15 protein-coding genes and 1 pseudogene are annotated in these 16297 nt (G+C 61.8%); 7 read left to right on the forward strand and 9 right to left on the reverse strand.

Annotation, left to right across the window (positions count from 1 at the left end):
• Positions 1 to 65 precede the first annotated feature (65 nt).
• Positions 66 to 635 carry a GNAT family N-acetyltransferase gene (locus ATY02_RS32290; protein ID WP_068576343.1) on the reverse strand — a complete coding sequence of 190 codons (570 nt, stop codon included), beginning with the start codon at positions 633 to 635 and terminating at the stop codon, positions 66 to 68.
• A 75-nt stretch (positions 636 to 710) separates the two neighbouring features.
• Between ATY02_RS32290 and ATY02_RS32295 the strand changes: the two genes are divergently transcribed.
• Positions 711 to 1631: a histone deacetylase gene (locus ATY02_RS32295; protein WP_068576341.1), complete on the forward strand. Its 921-nt coding sequence runs from the start codon at positions 711 to 713 to the stop codon at positions 1629 to 1631.
• A gap of 589 nt (positions 1632 to 2220) precedes the next feature.
• On the forward strand, positions 2221 to 3468 hold the full coding sequence (locus ATY02_RS32300; RefSeq protein WP_068576411.1) for a TIGR03862 family flavoprotein: 1248 nt from the start codon (positions 2221 to 2223) through the stop codon (positions 3466 to 3468).
• Between the two features lie 55 nt (positions 3469 to 3523).
• Here ATY02_RS32300 and ATY02_RS32305 read toward each other — a convergent pair whose 3' ends face one another.
• Positions 3524 to 4858: a DEAD/DEAH box helicase gene (locus ATY02_RS32305; protein WP_068576339.1), complete on the reverse strand. Its 1335-nt coding sequence runs from the start codon at positions 4856 to 4858 to the stop codon at positions 3524 to 3526.
• Positions 4859 to 5053: 195 nt separating this feature from the next.
• Here ATY02_RS32305 and ATY02_RS32310 point away from each other — a divergent pair, with 195 nt between their 5' ends.
• Together ATY02_RS32310 and ATY02_RS32315 are read left to right on the forward strand one after the other, a co-directional pair.
• Positions 5054 to 5512: a hypothetical protein gene (locus ATY02_RS32310; RefSeq protein ID WP_068576337.1), complete on the forward strand. Its 459-nt coding sequence runs from the start codon at positions 5054 to 5056 to the stop codon at positions 5510 to 5512.
• 62 nt (positions 5513 to 5574) lie between these two features.
• A complete protein-coding gene (locus ATY02_RS32315) occupies positions 5575 to 6636 on the forward strand; it encodes an alpha/beta hydrolase family protein (RefSeq protein WP_068576335.1) in 1062 nt (353 codons plus the stop codon).
• Here ATY02_RS32315 and yedA read toward each other — a convergent pair whose 3' ends face one another.
• Positions 6637 to 7545 carry a drug/metabolite exporter YedA gene (gene yedA / locus ATY02_RS32320; protein ID WP_068576332.1) on the reverse strand — a complete coding sequence of 303 codons (909 nt, stop codon included), beginning with the start codon at positions 7543 to 7545 and terminating at the stop codon, positions 6637 to 6639.
• Between the two features lie 162 nt (positions 7546 to 7707).
• Here yedA and ATY02_RS32325 point away from each other — a divergent pair, with 162 nt between their 5' ends.
• Positions 7708 to 8169, forward strand: a complete 462-nt coding sequence (locus tag ATY02_RS32325) for an Lrp/AsnC family transcriptional regulator (protein ID WP_068576330.1) — start codon at positions 7708 to 7710, stop codon at positions 8167 to 8169.
• A 79-nt stretch (positions 8170 to 8248) separates the two neighbouring features.
• Here the strand turns inward: ATY02_RS32325 and ATY02_RS32330 are convergent, their stop codons facing one another.
• From ATY02_RS32330 to ATY02_RS32340, 3 genes are all read right to left on the reverse strand, one after another.
• Positions 8249 to 8854 (reverse strand): PolC-type DNA polymerase III, encoded by a 606-nt coding sequence (locus ATY02_RS32330; RefSeq protein ID WP_068576328.1) that lies wholly within the window; start codon positions 8852 to 8854, stop codon positions 8249 to 8251.
• A gap of 28 nt (positions 8855 to 8882) precedes the next feature.
• Positions 8883 to 9362, reverse strand: coding sequence for an NYN domain-containing protein (locus ATY02_RS32335; protein WP_068576326.1), 480 nt, complete (start codon positions 9360 to 9362; stop codon positions 8883 to 8885).
• 137 nt (positions 9363 to 9499) lie between these two features.
• On the reverse strand, positions 9500 to 10261 hold the full coding sequence (locus ATY02_RS32340) for a DUF2076 domain-containing protein (protein ID WP_068576324.1): 762 nt from the start codon (positions 10259 to 10261) through the stop codon (positions 9500 to 9502).
• Between the two features lie 178 nt (positions 10262 to 10439).
• Here ATY02_RS32340 and ATY02_RS32345 point away from each other — a divergent pair, with 178 nt between their 5' ends.
• Positions 10440 to 11099: a YciC family protein gene (locus tag ATY02_RS32345; RefSeq protein WP_068576322.1), complete on the forward strand. Its 660-nt coding sequence runs from the start codon at positions 10440 to 10442 to the stop codon at positions 11097 to 11099.
• Between the two features lie 88 nt (positions 11100 to 11187).
• Positions 11188 to 12264 carry an endonuclease/exonuclease/phosphatase family protein gene (locus tag ATY02_RS32350; RefSeq protein WP_068576320.1) on the forward strand — a complete coding sequence of 359 codons (1077 nt, stop codon included), beginning with the start codon at positions 11188 to 11190 and terminating at the stop codon, positions 12262 to 12264.
• A gap of 1163 nt (positions 12265 to 13427) precedes the next feature.
• Here ATY02_RS32350 and ATY02_RS32355 read toward each other — a convergent pair.
• The 3 genes and pseudogenes from ATY02_RS32355 to ATY02_RS32365 form a co-directional block, all read right to left on the reverse strand.
• Positions 13428 to 14048 (reverse strand): IS5 family transposase, encoded by a 621-nt coding sequence (locus ATY02_RS32355; RefSeq protein WP_309294825.1) that lies wholly within the window; start codon positions 14046 to 14048, stop codon positions 13428 to 13430.
• Positions 13958 to 15226 (reverse strand): group II intron reverse transcriptase/maturase, encoded by a 1269-nt coding sequence (gene ltrA / locus ATY02_RS32360; protein ID WP_010466266.1) that lies wholly within the window; start codon positions 15224 to 15226, stop codon positions 13958 to 13960. Before ltrA ends, ATY02_RS32355 begins: the two co-directional genes overlap by 91 nt.
• A 519-nt stretch (positions 15227 to 15745) precedes the next feature.
• Positions 15746 to 16258, reverse strand: a pseudogene (locus ATY02_RS32365) (IS5-like element ISPst7 family transposase); the annotation flags it as partial.
• Positions 16259 to 16297: the final 39 nt, after the last annotated feature.

The raw sequence follows: 16297 nt of genomic DNA on the forward strand, positions 1-16297 counted from the left end.
GCTGCGGCGGTCAAATCAATCGGGGGCAAGCAACCTCATCGGCACATTCTAAACGTGCGCGATTGCTATCCATGCAAGGTTTCCAACCATTGTTCACGGGTGATGCGGTACAGCACATGCTCGCGCAATGGGTGATCGTCGGCGAGCTTGGGATGTTCGAAATCCCCCTGGACGGCGTGCTGCATGCCGATGGCCTGCATCACTTTCTGCGACGGCAGGTTGGTCCGGGTGGTGAAGGCTACCACCTCGTCCAGGGCCAGGTGCTCGAAAGCGCAGCGTAAGGCTGTCCAGGCCGCCTCACTGGCATAACCCAGCCCCCAATGCTCACGGGCCAGGCGCCAGCCGATCTCCACCGCCGGAGTGAAAGGCGCGTCGAAACCCACCACGCCCAGGCCGGTAAAACCGATGAAGGCGCCGTTGTCCTTGCGCTCCAGGGCCCAGGTGCCAAAACCATGCTCGGCAAAATGCCCACGTATGCGGCCGATCAGGGCGGCACTTTCCAGGCGGCTCAAGGGCGCCGGAAAATAACGCATGACCTGGGGATCGGCACACATCGCCGCAAAAGCCTGCAAGTCATCGTCACGCCATTGGCGCAGCAACAGGCGCGCGCTTTCCAGTTGCAGTATCGGCTCCATCGGTGCCCTCCGTTTTCATGGGTGCAAGTCTACATCGCTGGTAGGATCCTTCACGGGTTCCTCTAAGAAAATGCCATGACACTGCCGCTGATCTACCACGACGACTACAGCCCGGAATTTCCCCCAGAACATCGCTTTCCCATGGACAAGTTCCGTCTGCTGCGCGACCACCTGGTGGACAGCGGCCTGGCTCGCGACGCCGATCTGCTACGGCCGCAGTTGTGCCCGGCCGAGGTGCTGGCCCTGGCCCACGACCGCGGCTACATCGAACGCTATATGAATGGCGAGTTGTCCCGGGAAGACCAGCGCCGCCTGGGGCTGCCGTGGAGCGAAGCCCTGGCCCGACGCACCGTGCGCGCTGTCGGCGGGTCGCTGCTGGCTGCCGAGCAGGCGCTGGAACATGGCCTGGCCTGCCACCTGGCGGGCGGCACCCACCACGCCCACTACGACTATCCAGCAGGGTTCTGCATCTTCAATGACCTGGCGGTGATCAGCCATTACCTGCTGGAAAGTGGACGCGTGGGCCGAGTGCTGATTTTCGACTGCGACGTCCACAAGGGCGACGGCACCGCGCGGATCCTGCGGCATACCACCGATGCAGTAACGGTCTCGCTGCACTGCGAAAAGAACTTCCCCGTACGCAAGGCCCAAAGCGACTGGGACATTCCCCTGGCCATGGGCATGGGCGATGCCGAGTACCTGGAGGTGGTGGACGATGCCCTGAACTACCTGCTGCCGCTCTACCAACCCGACCTGGTGCTGTATGACGCCGGGGTCGACGTGCATCAGGACGATGCCCTGGGCTACCTCAAGCTCACCGATGCTGGCGTCGCCGAGCGCGATGAGCGAGTCATGCGCCATTGCCTGGGTCGCGACATTCCGGTGATGGGCGTGATCGGTGGCGGCTACAGCAAGGACCGCCAGGCCCTGGCCCGGCGCCATGGCATCCTGCATCACAGCGCCCAGCGAGTCTGGGAGTCGTCCGGCTGCTACTGAGCCCCTGGCCTGATTACCCACATCCACTGTGGAACCGCTTGTGGATAACCTGGGAGAAAGCCTCTGCAGCCCTTGTGCCACGAGGGCTACGGCCTATCGTCTGTTTTTTGACCAGTGACATCGGGGTGTCATGTTGCTGTGGATCGCTTACCCCCAATAGCTGTGGAATGGCTTGTGGATAACCTGCGCGAAACTCTCTACAGCCCTTTATTTTAAAGGGCTACAGCGCGATGTCTGTTTTTTGAGCAGCATTCGCCAGCGCTCAGCCGGCGATCCGGTGTTTACCCCCAATCGCTGTGGAACCGCCTGTGGACAACCTGCGTGAAAGTCTCTGAAGCCCTTGCAGTCAAAGGCCTCCAGACAATCGGACATTTTTTGACCAGGTTCATCATGGCGTCATTTTCCCATGGGTCGCTTACCCCCAATAGCTGTGGAGCCGCCTGTGGACAACCTGCGCGAAAGTCCATCCAGCCCACGGTTTATAAGGCCCGCAGCCCCATGCTCAGTTTTTGACCAGGCATCATCGGGTCAGCAAGGCACTCGCACCTCGGGTAGAATGCCCGGCCTATTCCTCCAGCCCATCCTTGCCATGACCTCATCGACCTCCCCCACGCCCCACCACGTCGCGATTATCGGCGGTGGCCCTGCCGGCCTGATGGCCGCCGAGGTCCTGAGTCAGGCAGGCGTGCGGGTCGATCTGTACGACGGCATGCCATCAGTGGGGCGAAAATTCCTCCTGGCCGGGGTCGGTGGCATGAACATCACCCACTCCGAGGCCTATCCGGCCTTCCTCTCCCGCTACGCGGAACGGGCACCGCAAATCGCCCCGCTGCTGCGCGAGTTCGGCGCCGAGGCGCTGTGCCAATGGATTCACGGGTTGGGTATCGACACCTTTGTCGGCAGCTCCGGCCGGGTCTTCCCCACGGATATGAAAGCCGCCCCACTGCTGCGTGCCTGGCTCAAGCGCCTGCGCGATGCTGGAGTGGTTATCCACACCCGTCATCGCTGGCTGGGCTGGAATGCCGATGGCAGCCTGCGCATCCAGCACCCGGCGGGTGAAAGTACGGTCCAGGCCGACGCGACCTTGCTGGCGCTGGGCGGTGGCAGTTGGGCACGCCTGGGGTCAGATGGCGCCTGGTTGCCGCTACTGGAACAACACGGGGTCCGGGTAGCGCCCCTGCAGCCGAGCAATTGCGGTTTCGAGGTCAGTGCCTGGAGCGAGTTGCTGCGCAGCAAGTTCGCCGGTGCGCCATTGAAGAACGTAGCCATCGGCCTGGACGACGACGTACCAAGGCTGGGGGAATGCGTAATCACCGCCAGTGGCATCGAGGGCAGCCTGGTCTACGCCCTCTCGGCATCGATCCGCGAAGCGATCAACCAGCACGGCCAGGGCACGATCCATATCGACCTGTTGCCCGGCAAGCCCCGGGACAAGGTCCAGGCGGCGCTGGCCAAGCCACGCGGGTCACGCTCCATGGCCAAGCACTTGCAGGGCCAACTGGGCATCGAGGGCGTAAAGGCTGCTCTGCTGCGAGAGCTGGCGCCCGCCGAGGCCTTCGACGACCCGGCCCGCCTGGCCGCCGCGATCAAGGCCCTGCCGCTGGTGCTGGTGAAGGCCCGTCCACTGGACGAAGCCATCAGCAGCGCCGGTGGTGTGTGCTTCGAGGCATTGGATGAGCGGCTGATGATCCAGCAGCGACCGGGGCTGTTCTGTGCCGGAGAGATGCTCGACTGGGAAGCGCCCACCGGTGGCTACTTGCTCACCGCCTGCTTCGCCAGCGGACGCCGGGCCGGGCGCGGCATCCTCCAATGGCTCGCCGAACGCCGCCAGTCCTAGGCCGGATACCAGGAGCGGCCAGGTTGAACCGGCCGCTCGCAACGTGTCGTGGTGCTTATGGCTTGCGCTTGCGCGGCCCGGTATTGAAGGCCGGTACCTTGCGCACCGGTTTCACCGCAGGCTCTGCGGCCACTTCCCCGCTATCGACCCAACGTCCCAGGTTGCGCTTGCCGGCGCCACCGGCGGCCTTGGGCTTCTTCGGTTTCTTCGGCTTCTTCACCACCTGGCCACTGGCGTCGGTCTCGGGCACTCGGTGCTCGGGCTCGAAATCCTGCTCTTCATGGCGCTTGAGGGTCTGGCGGGTCAGCATTTCGATTGCCGAGAGCAGGTTGACCTCGTCGGCGCAGACCAGGGAAATCGCCTCGCCGGTGGAACCGGCACGCCCGGTGCGGCCGATGCGGTGGACATAGTCCTCGGCCACGATTGGCAGGTCGAAGTTGACCACCAGCGGCAGGTCCTCGATGTCCAGGCCGCGGGCTGCCACGTCAGTGGCCACCAGGATCTGGACCTCGCCCAGCTTGAACCGATCCAGGGCGCGCTGACGCGTGGCTTGGGGCTTGTCGCCGTGGATACCGTCGGCATTCACGCCCTGGCCCTGGAGCTTCTCGACCAGGGCATCCACGCCGTTGCGGGTCTTGGCGAACACCAGCACCTGCTTCCAGCGGTTCTTGCGCAGCAGGTGGCTGAACAGCTCCGGCTTGCGCTTCTTGTCCACTGGCACCACCCATTGCTTGACCGTGCTGGCGGCAACGTTGCGCGGGCTGACTTCGATGCTCAATGGGTCGTTGAGCATCTGCCCGGCCAACAGGCGGATGGCATCGGAAAAGGTTGCGGAAAACAGCAAGGTCTGGCGCTTTTTCGGCAGGGCGGCGTAGATGCTCTTGAGCTCCTCGGAGAACCCCAGGTCGAGCATGCGATCGGCCTCATCCAGCACCAGTGTCTGCAACTGGCTGAACTTCACCGCGTTCTGCCGGAACAGGTCCAGCAGGCGGCCAGGGGTCGCCACCAGCAGGTCGACACCCTTGCGCAGCTTCATCATCTGCGGGTTGATGCTGACTCCGCCATACACCGCGTAGGTGCGCAGCGGCAGGTGCTCGGCGTACTGGCGCACGCTGTCATGGACCTGCTCGGCCAGCTCGCGGGTCGGCACCAGGATCAGTGCCCGCACCGAGTTGCTGTCGACCTTCGGGCCTTCCAGGGTCAGCAATTGCAACAGCGGCAGGGCGAAGCCGGCGGTCTTGCCGGTGCCGGTCTGGGCTGCGGCCATCAGGTCGCGACCGGCCAGCACTGCCGGAACCGCCTGGGCCTGCACCGGGGTCGGGGTCTGGTAGCCAAGAGGTTCAAGGGCGCGCAGCAAGGGTTCGATCAGGCCGAGAGTGGCGAATGTCATGGGGATACCGTAGGAAAAAGTCAGCACAGGAATGCAATGGGCGGCAGTTTACCCTAATTCACAGCCCCACTTACGGACCATGCCCGCCGGCCCGGGAGCGTGTATGCTCGCCCCCAGCTGGCCCAAAAGAATGCACCGTGCGCCCCGCACCGGGTATCTTCACGGCCTTCCCCCCTTCAAGGAGTCTCACCTCGTATGGACCACGAAAATCCGTTCCAGCCCCCCGCTGCCGAACTGCGGACCGCACCGACCGCCGATCAGAACCTGCGCCTCTACAGTGTCGCGGCCATCGGCCTGAGCACCTTCATCGGCACCTCCATGGCGGGTGCCTATTTCATCAGCCAAAACCTCAAGGCACTGGGGCGCGAGGCCGAGGTGAAGAAGGTCTGGGGCATGGGTATCGGCGTCTTCCTGGCCATGACCCTGGCAGGTTTTTTCCTTCCAGAGAACATTCCCGCTGTGGTCTTCATCCTGCCGCAGATCTATGGGATGAACGCCTACGCACGCCAACTGTTCGGCCCCCAGGTGATAGAACACAAGACCAACGGGGGGCCCTTCGTTTCGTTATGGCGCGTGGCGGGAATCAGCCTGCTGTTTGCCCTGGCCCTGGCGGCGGTGTTCTTGATAGTAGCGCTGCTTATCGGCCTCGAGTGATGCTTTCACGCTGAAACCACTACGCCGGGCAATGCCCGGCGTTCTTTGTCCATGGAGTCCCAATGCGCAATATCGCCCTGTCCGCACGGATGCTCGCGGGCCTGTCGCTGGCCCTGTTCCTCCCCCTTGCCGGTGCTGCCGAACTCACCGCTTTGCGTGAAATCACTGTGGCAGATGCCAGCGGCCAACGCCCCCTGCATGTCGCCCTCTGGTACCCCACCGAAACAACGGCTCCGCTGCTGATATCCGCAGAGAACCCGGTCTTCCAGGGCCTGCCCGCCATCAAGGATGCCTCGCCTACCGCCGCGGCCCACCCATTGGTGGTCCTGTCCCACGGCTATCGGGGCAGCTGGCGCAACCTCAGCTGGCTGGTACCGAGCCTGGTCAGCCGGGGATACGTGGTCGCAGCTCCTGACCACCCTGGCACCACGACCTTCGACCGACGCCCGGCAGAAGCGGCGAAGCTCTGGGAGCGTCCCCACGATGTAAGCCGGGTCATAGATGCGCTGAGCGCAGACCCGTCCCTGGCGGGCACGGTCGACCCACAACGTATCGCCGCCATCGGCCATTCCCTGGGTGGCTGGACAGTCACCGCGCTGGCCGGCGGGCGCTACAGTCCGCAACGCTTCCTCGAGCAGTGCCGGCAGCATCCCAACCCACGCCTGTGCGGGCTGGCTCCGGAACTGGGCATCGCAACGGACAACCAAGGTCCGCTAAGTGCCGATCTGCGAGACCCGCGAATCAAGGCCGTGGTGTCACTGGACCCGGGGCTGCTCCGCGGATTTACCCCAGAGAGCCTGGCAGCGGTGCAAACGCCGACCTTGATCCTGGGCGCCGGGGTGAACATTGCCGGCATGCCGGTGGAACAGGAGTCGGGTTATCTGCAAGCCCACCTGCCGCCGGCCACCTCCAGCTTGTTGGTGGTAGCCGATGCCAGCCATTTCAGCTTCATGCAACTCTGCAAGCCAGGAGCCACGGCCTTGCTCAGGGAGGATGACCCCGAGGATGAAATCATCTGCCGGGACGGTGACAAGCGCAGCCGTGAAGCGATCCACCAGCAAGCGGCCCAGGTCATCGACGGTTTTCTCGAGCGCAACCTGGCCAGCCAGGCACCGGGAAGCTGATCAGGCAGCCTCTTTCTGGACTACAGCCTTAGGCTTGCGCCATTGCGGCAGGCCGATCAACACCACGGCGCTGATGATCACCAGCATCGCCAGCGCCTCTTCCAAGCCGATGCTCTCGCCGACGAAGACGATACCCAGCAACACCGCCACCGCGGGGTTGACGTAGGCATAGCTGGTGGCCGCTGCCGGGCGTACGTGCTTGAGCAGGTACATGTAGGCATTGAAGGCGATGATCGAACCGAAGCCTGCCAGGTAGGCCAGCGCCAGCCAGCCCTCCAGGGCCGGCATGGCTTCCAGGCGCTCGCCGCGCAGCAAGCTGCCCAGCAGCAGCACCACACCACCGACGAGCATTTCCGCGGCGCTGGCCATGGCGCCCTGGGGCAGAGGCAAGTGCTTGCTCCAGACCGAACCGAAGGCCCAGGCCGCTGCGGCGAACAACAGCAGGGCCGCGCCCAAGGGACTCGATTGCAGGTTGGACCCCAGGTTGAGCATGCCGATGCCGATCATCCCGAGGATGATGCCGGCCCACTCCAGGCGGGTGTTGCGGGTGCCCCAGAAGTAACCGCAGAGCAAGGTGAACAACGGCACCGTGGCCACCGCCAGGGCCGCGACTCCGGAAGCCACGCCCAGGTGCTCGGCGACCGTCACCGCACCGTTGCCGAAACTCAGCAGCAGGATGCCGATGATCCCGGCGGCCTTCCATTGTGCCCAGGTGGGCGCCGGGACCCCACGCCAGCGCAGGAAGGCATACATCAGGCTGCCGGCGAGCACGAAGCGGATACCGGCAAGCATCAAGGGTGGCCAGTATTCGACACCGATACGGATCACCAGGTAGGTCGACCCCCAGATCACGTAGAGGGCAAAGAATGCGGCGATCAACGGCAAAGGAAAGCGGCTTTGGCCAGGCATGGGGTACGACTCAGGAGGCAGGCAGGGAAGGCCCATTGTAGAAAGTCGAACGGGGTAAGCTTAAGTTACAAAACCTGTTTTTAAGAGCAGTACACTTTCAATAAAGTGGAGTTTTTACCTATATACCTTGCTTTCGAAAGCCAGGTTGTTTTGGAGCCTTCCATGGACAAGTATGACCGCATGCTCCTGGCCCAGCTGCTGGAAAACGGCCGGGCGAGTTATGCCGAGCTCGCGCGCAAGGTCAACCTCTCGGCACCTGCCGTGGCCGAGCGAGTCGCCAAGCTTGAAGCCAGCGGCGTGATCACCGGCTACCAGGCCAAGGTCGACATGAACAAGCTGGGGTTGCCGATCCAGTGCATCATCGAGCTGCGCCTGGCCCAGCACGGCAACCAGAAAAGCTATGAAGAACTGATCAAGATCCCACAACTCACCGAATGCCATCGGGTCACGGGGGATCCCTGCGTGATCATGCAGGCGGCCGTGGGCTCGATGCAGGAGCTGGAAGAGTTGATCAACCGCGTCGCCCAGTTCGGCTTCAGCAAGACCTCCATCGTGCTCTCCAGTGCCATCGAACGACGCCTGCCCCTGGGGCACCTGGACAGCAACGGTAAACCGTCCAGCTGATCCACCAACGGCTGCGTGAAAACCCACGGGGCCTTGCTTGAAGACTCCCCAGGCCCTGTCCGATGGCGCCCGCGGCGTGTCAGCGATGGCGCCGCAAGTGCTCGGGCACCTTGGCCGCGGGAACCTTCTGCAACTTGCACAAAAAATCGTGGGACAGCCGGTGCAGGCCGTGGGTATCGCGCAGTTCGCCCGCCAAGTGCACCAGCAGGTTGGCCGCCATCTCGGCGTCGGCCATGGCTCGGTGAGCCTGGCCGGTATGCGGCAGGCCGGCATAGGTGGTCAGGGTGCCGAGCTTGTGGTTCGGCGCAGCGGGCATCAGGCGCCGGGCCAACAGCAGGGAGCAGGCGAAGTTCTGCAACCGGGTGCGCCGGATCCGCCCCAATTCGAAATCCCAGAACTTCTGGTCGAAAGCCGCGTTGTGCGCCACCAGCGGTGTAGTGCCAACGAACTCGTTGACCTCGTTCATCACCTGCTCGGCCGGTGGTGCGCTACGCAGCATGGCATTGCTGATGCCCGTCAGTTGCTCGATGAAGGCCGGTACCCGCACGCCCGCGTTCATCAGGCTCTGGTAACGCTCGACGATGCGTCCCTGCTCGAGGATCACCACGGCGATCTCCGTGGCCCGACAACTGCTGCTCGGGGAAATCCCGGTGGTTTCAAAGTCGATGACGGCAATGCGTTCCAAACCTGTTTTGCTCCGTATGAATCTGTTTTCAGCTTTTGAGCAGCAAGGTGCCTTCGATCGGCACATAGCGAGTGGCGGCACGAATCAGCGAGTTGGCCGTCAATCCAGGCACCCCATAGGCCACCGCACTGACACCGTGCTTGTGGATGATGCGCTCGAGCAACAGGTCGAAATCGCCATCACCGGAAGCCAGCACCACTTCATCCACCTGCGCAGCGGCGTCCATGATGTCGATGGTGATGCCCACGTCCCAATCGCCTTTGGCCGAGCCGTCGCTGCGCTGGATATAGGGTTTGAGTTTTACCGTGAAGCCCAGGTTGCGCAGGATCTGCTGGAACTGCTGCTGCTTGCTGTCACCACGATCGATGGCATAGGCATAGGCCTGGACGATCTGCCCCTGCTTGCTGACATCCGCCCACAGGGCGGCGTAGTTGAAGTGGCAACCATAAGCCTGGCGCACGGTGTAGTAGAGATTCTGGACATCGGCGAACACAGCGATTTTTTTCACCGCTAATCCTCATGGCACAGCAGCGTGGGAGCTCGATCGGCACTCAGGGCCGCAAAAGTGGCCCAGTATGCCAGCGCCAGGGATTGTTCCGCGAATTATCGGCCCGGGGCGGGTCTGCGCCCCAGGTCGATGATGGATCAGACGAAGGAATCGTCGTCGGAGAAGAACGAGCTGTCGTCGTTGTCGTAGCCCGCGTCGCTGAAGCCGCCCTGGTCGTTGCCACCCCAGGAGTCGTTGTTGGCATAACGCTGCTCATCGTTGCCCCAGCCGCTGTTGTCACTGGCCGGTGCCGGTTCTTCCTTGATGACCTCGACGACTTCCTGAGGCTGCTGGTTGCTGTGGAACAGGCTGCTGATACCTTGGGCCAGCATCACGCCGCCGGCGACGCCCGCTGCGGTTTTCAGCGCACCCCCGAGGAAACTGCTGCCCGCTGCTGGCGCCTGTTGCGGGGCATAGTTCTGCTGGGGCGCAGCGCCGAACCCTTGCTGGGGTGCACCAAAGCCTGGCCGTGGTGGCTCGCGCCAGCCGCCACCGGAGGCGGGTGCCGGGTTCGCGGCCGGCGCCGGGGCCGGCTGCGACTCGCGGGAGCCCCCGAAGATACTCGACAGGAAGCCACCACTGGATGCGGGGGCCGGAGCTGCCTGGGACTTGGCCTGCTGCAAGTCGGCCTGCAGTTGCTGTACCTGCTGGGTCAATTGCTTGTTCTGTTCATCGAGGCTCTTGAGGGCAGCCTCCTGCACCAGGATCGCCTGGGTCATGAAATACCCGGCCGCAGGCTGGCGGGTCAGATGCTCCTTGATCCGCGCCTCGGCCTGGGCATCACGCGGGGCTGAATCCGTTTCGGCTTGCTGCAACCGTGAAAACAGTCCATCGATCAGGGTTTGCTCTTCGTTATTCATGGCGACCTCTTTAGATTGCCGGTAAAAATCCGCTCTACCGCCGGATGAGACGGCGTTACGCACCAGTTATGGGGCTGGCGCGCAGACTTTCAATGGTCTTTACGCAAGGTTTACGTTTGCTCCGCAGGGGGCGTGATCGGTTAAAGTGTCCAACCGCTTCGCCACTGCGACCCCATCGATGAATCCGTTAGATGTCCTGCGTGACTCCCTGTATTTCTTTCGACGCAACCTGGGGCGCATTGCCCAGTTGTGCCTGCCCCTGGTGATATTCGAGGCCTTGTTGCAGCAAGGCGTGGGACAGATCCTGGGCCCGAATGCCTTTCCCGGATACAGCGTGATCGTCGGCCTGCTGGTGTATCCGCTGTACACCGGCGCGCTGATCCTGCTCCTCGATGCCCGTACCCGTGGCGAATCGCCACGTACCCGTGACCTGCTGGCCATGAGCCTGAGCCTGTGGCCACGCTTCGCCCTGCTGACGGCGGTCAGTACCCTGCTGATCCTGCTGGGGCTGTCGCTGTATTTCCTGCCGGGCCTGTGGCTGATGGTGGTCCTGGCCTTCGCCGAGTACCTGCTGGTACTCAAGGGGGCATCGCCGCTGAATGCCATCACCGAAAGCTTTCGCCTGAGCCGCGGGCATTTCCTGCGTATCCTGGCGTGCATCCTGTGCGTGATGACCCCGCTCTGGCTGCTCAAGGGCATGAGCGAGGCCGCCTATCCAGACCCGACGCCGCTGCTATCGCTGACGCTCGACAGCGCCTACAGCTTCCTCCAGCTATTCACCAGCGTGGTGCTGTTTCGCCTGTTCATGCTGATCAGCCAGCAACCGGACAAACACTGAAGCCCCGGCGCGCCGCTCTACCCCTTGGGGGACGGCTGCGCACTCGGTTATGCTCGGACCCCATCCTGCAACGCCATAAGCCGAGCCGATGACCCGTCTATTGCGCATCACCCTGTTGAGCCTGCTGCTGATCAGCCTGGTGCTGGCCAGCCTGATCTACAGCCTGACCTGGCGTCCCGAGGCCAAGGAGACCCTGGCGGTATCCTGCAGCGCCAAGGCTGCGCCGCTGGTACCGGGGCAGGCGCTGAAGGTGATGACCTGGAACCTGCAATACCTGGCGGGCAAGCGCTACGTGTTCTGGAACGACCAGGCCCACGGCGAGGATGAGCGCCCGACCCAGGAAGACATGGCCTTCAGCCTGGATGAAGTCGCCCGGGTCATTCGCGACGAACAACCGGACCTGGTCCTGCTCCAGGAAGTGGACGACAACGCCAAGGCCAGTGCCTACCAGGACCAGCTCAAGCTCCTGCAGGAGCGTCTCGCCGACCTCTATCCCTGCAGCACCCAGGCCTATGACTGGAAGGCCGATTTCGTCCCCTCCCCGCACATCTTCGGCAGCGTCGGCCGAAAGCTGGCAACGCTCAGCCGCTACCAGATCGAACACGCCGAGCGCCTGCAATTGCCGCTACCGGCCAGCAACTTCATCAGCCGCCAGTTCCAACCCAGGGATGCCATGCTGCTGAGCTACCTCCCCCTGAGCGACGGCGGGCAAATGGCCGTGCTCAATACGCACCTGGAGCGTGCCGAACACCCTGGCGACACCCAGCCAAGGCAGGTCGCGGCCATTGCCAAGGTACTGGACAAGCTGGAGGGCCGCGGCACGCCGTGGCTGATCGGTGGCGACTTCAACCTGCTCCCCCTGGGCCAGTACCGGCGCCTGGATGAAAACCAGCGCGCGCCCTACAGCGCCGACAGCCCGCTGCACCTGCTGTGGGACAAATACCCGATGATTCCCAGCAATCCCCAGGCCAGTGGCATCGATCGCGCACACTGGTTGACCCACTACCCCAACGATCCCACTCTCGACGGCCCGGATCGTACCGTCGACTACCTGTTCCACAGCCCGCGCCTGAAGCGGGTCGAGTCCCGGGTCCGCCAGGACGACACCCTGCGCATCTCCGACCACCTGCCGGTGCTCGCACGCTTCCTGTTGCCGGCCCAGTAGGCGGTCATGGCGACGCCGACCGGGCGCTGCGCGGTCGTGATGCCACTACGGCGTCGATGAGGCCTGGAGAGAAAAAACCGAGCGATGCCGACCACCGGGCTCAGCACAAGCAAGTGCACTGGGCCCGGACGGCTCTTACTTGCGCGGCTTGGCCCGGGCGGTGGCTTCGGCGATCAGCGGATCATCCGGCCAGTAGTTCGCTATAGCAGCTTGCAGTTCCTAAGATTGACACCCACATACCGCCCGTAACACTTGATCTTCCGATAATTTCATCGTTCAACGATTGACAGTCAATCTTGCTAACTCGGATTGACAGAAATCAAGGTCGTATAGGACAGGATTGACAGTTATCGGACCTATGATTGACTTTCCGGTGCAGCGAAAAACCGTTAAGTTTGACAAGCACCAGGAGCAATCATGGCGTGAGACCACCTACTTAGGCTTAGCACCTGATGACACCAGCGCACAGACAAAGCTCTCTGTCATGTGCGCAGCCGCGTTAACAAATTTTGGCTTAGCTCTTACCTTCCTCAACTGATGATCTCGACACGTATTTGCACGGCCTTAATCGCACGGATACCTCGCATTGATCCGAAGGCAGCGGCCTAGTCGATCCAACGAGTCGTAACGGTCTCGATTCGTCTCACGGAGCGGTTTCCTTGCGTGCTTGCTTTTCAGCTCTTTCAGCCTTCCGAGCGTCTAGGATTGCTTGCTTTTCAGCTCTTTCGGCTTCTTCGCCTTCTGCGATGATGTTTCTGTACATCTCTGCGCAGGAATTTGGATCAGATCGGCCCTTTTTAACCATTTGCTCGCATAGATCGCGCGCTTCACGGGCAGTGTTCCGGTATTCAGGGATAGTTGATCCGTAAATCAACATGCCAATGAAAAGTGCGACGGGGATTCCAATGACCCAAGGCCATATTGCAGGTTTCCTTGGTTTCGGCACCGAAGCGCCACACTTAGGACAGGCAAAAGCAGTTGTGCTGATTTCGTAATGACACTCTCTGCATCCCACTAAGGATGGTCTGAAGTAGCCATGTATTTCCCCGGCATACCACCTAGCGCAACTTTTAAACTCGCCAAATGATCAAAAAACAATCAATTCGACGAGTATTTCTTACGTTTTCGCCACCCGGACCCCACTCCGGTGGCCATTTCCCGCATTACAGGCGCACCTCTCCTGCATTCGTCAGTAAATGTCGGCGCGCCATCCACAGGTTCGACAGAGCGAACAGTGTCACCAGTTGCGCCGTGTTTTTGGCCAAGCCGCGAAAGCGCACCTTGGTGTAACCGAACTGGCGCTTGATTACCCGGAACGGATGCTCGACCTTGGCGCGCACCTGAGCCTTGGCCTTTTCAATCTTGCGCTTGGCTTTGTACAGCACGCTGCGCTTATCGAGTTTTTTGTAGGTGCTGCGGCGTGCCGCCACCTGCCAGATAACTTCACGTCCTTCATGCTCGGGCCGCTTTTCGACACCGGTGTAGCCTGCATCGGCGCAGACCACGTTTTCGTCGCCATGCAGCAATTTGTCCACCTGGGTGACATCCGCCACATTGGCCGCCGTGCCCACTACGCTGTGCACCAGACCCGATTCGTCATCGGCGCCGATGTGGGCCTTCATGCCAAAATGGTGAGTCGGCCGCGGGAACTGCCCCCGCAGCCGCTCGCAGAACCGTACGTGACACTCTCGCGTCATACGGCTCCCGTTATCCAACCTTGCTGCCCGGTCACTCGCCAGTGATGAAACAGCCGGGGTACCACAGTCCGCATCTTGTCCAGCCATTGGCTAATGCGCCGCTTGCGCCTATGAAGAGCCTTGTATTTTCGTCGGGCCCAGCGTTCAAGCGCGCGGTCAATGTGCTGGAAGATGCCAAGCATGGCTGTCCGATAGAACGAGCCATAGTATTGCGACCACCCCTGTATCACTGGATTGTAGAGCCGAGCCACGTCGACCAGCGTCACGTGGGTTTGGCGATTGAGTCGCCACCTGCGTACCGCTTGCCGCATCCGCTTTAAGGCATCCGCACTCGCTCCCGGAAGGAAGCTCGTGAAGAGCTGGTCTTGTTTGCTGAGCGCCTTCCTCGGCCTAAAGGTGAAGCCGAGGAAGGTAAAGCTCACATGCGGATAACCTGCGCGACGGTTACTGTCCTTGCAGTACACGACCTTCGATTTCTCGGGGTGCATCGTCAAGCCACAGGCAGCCAGCCGTGAAGCAATGGAGCGCATCACGTACTCCGCTTGCTTTCGACTGCGGCAGTGCACCACCGCATCATCGGCGTAGCGGGCAAACGGGCAGTTGGGGCTGGTACGTTGCATCCAGGTGTCGAAGGCATAGTGCATGAACAGATTCATCAGGAGGGGACTGATCACTCCACCTTGCGGGGTGCCGCGTTCGCGTCGGACGCGCATACCGTGATCCGTTTCGAACGGCGCAACCAGCCACCGCTCGATGTACAGAAGTATCCAGTCCTCCTTGATGTGCAGGCGCACCGCCTTCATCAGCAACCCATGATTGATCTGATCGAAGGCTGCCTTGATATCAAACTCCACCACCCAGTCGTATCGCCAGCAGCGCTCACGCGTGATCGCCACCGCCTGCTTCGCTGATCGTCCCGGCCGGTACCCATAGGAGTCCGAGTGGAAGATCGAGTCCAGCTCCGGCTCGATGAGAAGCTTGACCACGGTTTGCGCGACACGATCACCAACCGTGGGCACTCCCAGCTTGCGCGTGCCTCCCGATGCCTTGGGAATTTCTACTTGCTTGACCGGAGGCGGGAAGTACGACCCCGACGACATCCGATTCCACAGCTTGTAGAGATTCTTAGACAGATCCCGCTCGAAATCGGCGATGGTTTCATCGTCGATGCCGGCAGCACCGCGGTTGGCCCTGACCTGCTGGTAGGCGTCCCATACCGTGCGTTTCGCTATGTCATAAGGTTTCGCCGAGCTCACGCCACTCATCCCCGGAGGTTGGCAACGCTCGTCGGCCGGATAACGCCGCCCCTTCGCTCCACCTCCATTACAGAGGCTTCATCGCTACTACGGGAGGCTCCGCCCCTCGTTCCAGCATCGGTATTCTTCCTCATGGTGTTGGCCATTTGTCATTTTCCTTCGCATCTGGAACAAGGTTCTCACGTTCCGTACCAAAGCCTGTATGAAGATCATGCCGCCTATACACCGGCTGCCATCGGGTCCGTAAGCAGGTAACGCCCCGACTTGTCCTGAAGCCAGTACTCCACCTCAGTTTCGGCAGCACCTTGGGCATAACGATGCGTCATCGGACGGTTTGCTTTCGCTCATCTTCTCCATACTCACCTGCCATCCTCAGGGATGACTTTTCCTCGGTCGCTCACCACCACACCTTTTGGATGCAGCAGCACCGGGTGGTTTGAAGTCCGCTCCTGCAAGCCGACTTCAGAAGGCCTACTTCCATCTTCGGCACAGCAGCACAGGTCATCTGACCTGTGTTCGTGACACACAATACTGGTTTCCCTTCTTGGTCTGGTGCATTTCCGGGTCGCGCTTGCCGTCCTTGTTCTTGGTCGAACTGGGCGCATTGATCAGCGTTGCATCGACGATGGTGCCCTGGCGCAGCGACAGGCCGCGGTCGCCCAGATAGCCATTGATGACAGCGAGGATGCCGGCCGCCAGCTCGTGTTTCTCCAGCAAGCGGCGGAAGTTGAGAATGGTGGTTTCGTCGGGGATGCGCTCCAGGTTCAGCCCGGCAAACTGGCGCAGGATCGTGGTTTCGTACAGCGCTTCCTCCATCGCTGGATCGCTGTAGCCGAACCAGTTCTGCAGCAGATGCACACGCAGCATCGCCATCAACGGGTAGGCCGGACGGCCACCTTCACCTTTCGGATAATGTGGCTCGATCAAAGCAATCAAGCCCTTCCACGGCACCACCCGATCCATCTCGATCAGGAACAACTCCTTGCGGGTTTGCTTGCGCTTGCCAGCGTACTCGGCGTCGGCGAAGGTCATCTGCTTCATCGGGAAACTCGGTGGGTGGGGTCGCGGTATTTTGCCAAA

The organism is Pseudomonas sp. BIOMIG1BAC, assembly GCF_001705995.2.
Lineage (GTDB): Bacteria > Pseudomonadota > Gammaproteobacteria > Pseudomonadales > Pseudomonadaceae > Aquipseudomonas > Aquipseudomonas sessilinigenes.

Excerpts from the sequence above, each read along its gene's own strand:
- ATY02_RS32310 (WP_068576337.1), top strand. The coding sequence starts at position 5,054 with ATGGACCACGAAAATCCGTTCCAGCCCCCCGCTGCCGAACTGCGGACC.
- ATY02_RS32345 (WP_068576322.1), top strand. The coding sequence starts at position 10,440 with ATGAATCCGTTAGATGTCCTGCGTGACTCCCTGTATTTCTTTCGACGC.
- ATY02_RS32315 (WP_068576335.1), top strand. The coding sequence starts at position 5,575 with ATGCGCAATATCGCCCTGTCCGCACGGATGCTCGCGGGCCTGTCGCTG.
- ATY02_RS32300 (WP_068576411.1), top strand. The coding sequence starts at position 2,221 with ATGACCTCATCGACCTCCCCCACGCCCCACCACGTCGCGATTATCGGC.
- ATY02_RS32350 (WP_068576320.1), top strand. The coding sequence starts at position 11,188 with ATGACCCGTCTATTGCGCATCACCCTGTTGAGCCTGCTGCTGATCAGC.
- ltrA (WP_010466266.1), bottom strand. The coding sequence starts at position 15,226 with ATGAGTGGCGTGAGCTCGGCGAAACCTTATGACATAGCGAAACGCACG.
- ATY02_RS32290 (WP_068576343.1), bottom strand. The coding sequence starts at position 635 with ATGGAGCCGATACTGCAACTGGAAAGCGCGCGCCTGTTGCTGCGCCAA.
- ATY02_RS32325 (WP_068576330.1), top strand. The coding sequence starts at position 7,708 with ATGGACAAGTATGACCGCATGCTCCTGGCCCAGCTGCTGGAAAACGGC.
- ATY02_RS32295 (WP_068576341.1), top strand. The coding sequence starts at position 711 with ATGACACTGCCGCTGATCTACCACGACGACTACAGCCCGGAATTTCCC.
- yedA (WP_068576332.1), bottom strand. The coding sequence starts at position 7,545 with ATGCCTGGCCAAAGCCGCTTTCCTTTGCCGTTGATCGCCGCATTCTTT.
- ATY02_RS32305 (WP_068576339.1), bottom strand. The coding sequence starts at position 4,858 with ATGACATTCGCCACTCTCGGCCTGATCGAACCCTTGCTGCGCGCCCTT.
- ATY02_RS32355 (WP_309294825.1), bottom strand. The coding sequence starts at position 14,048 with ATGGCTGGACAAGATGCGGACTGTGGTACCCCGGCTGTTTCATCACTG.
- ATY02_RS32340 (WP_068576324.1), bottom strand. The coding sequence starts at position 10,261 with ATGAATAACGAAGAGCAAACCCTGATCGATGGACTGTTTTCACGGTTG.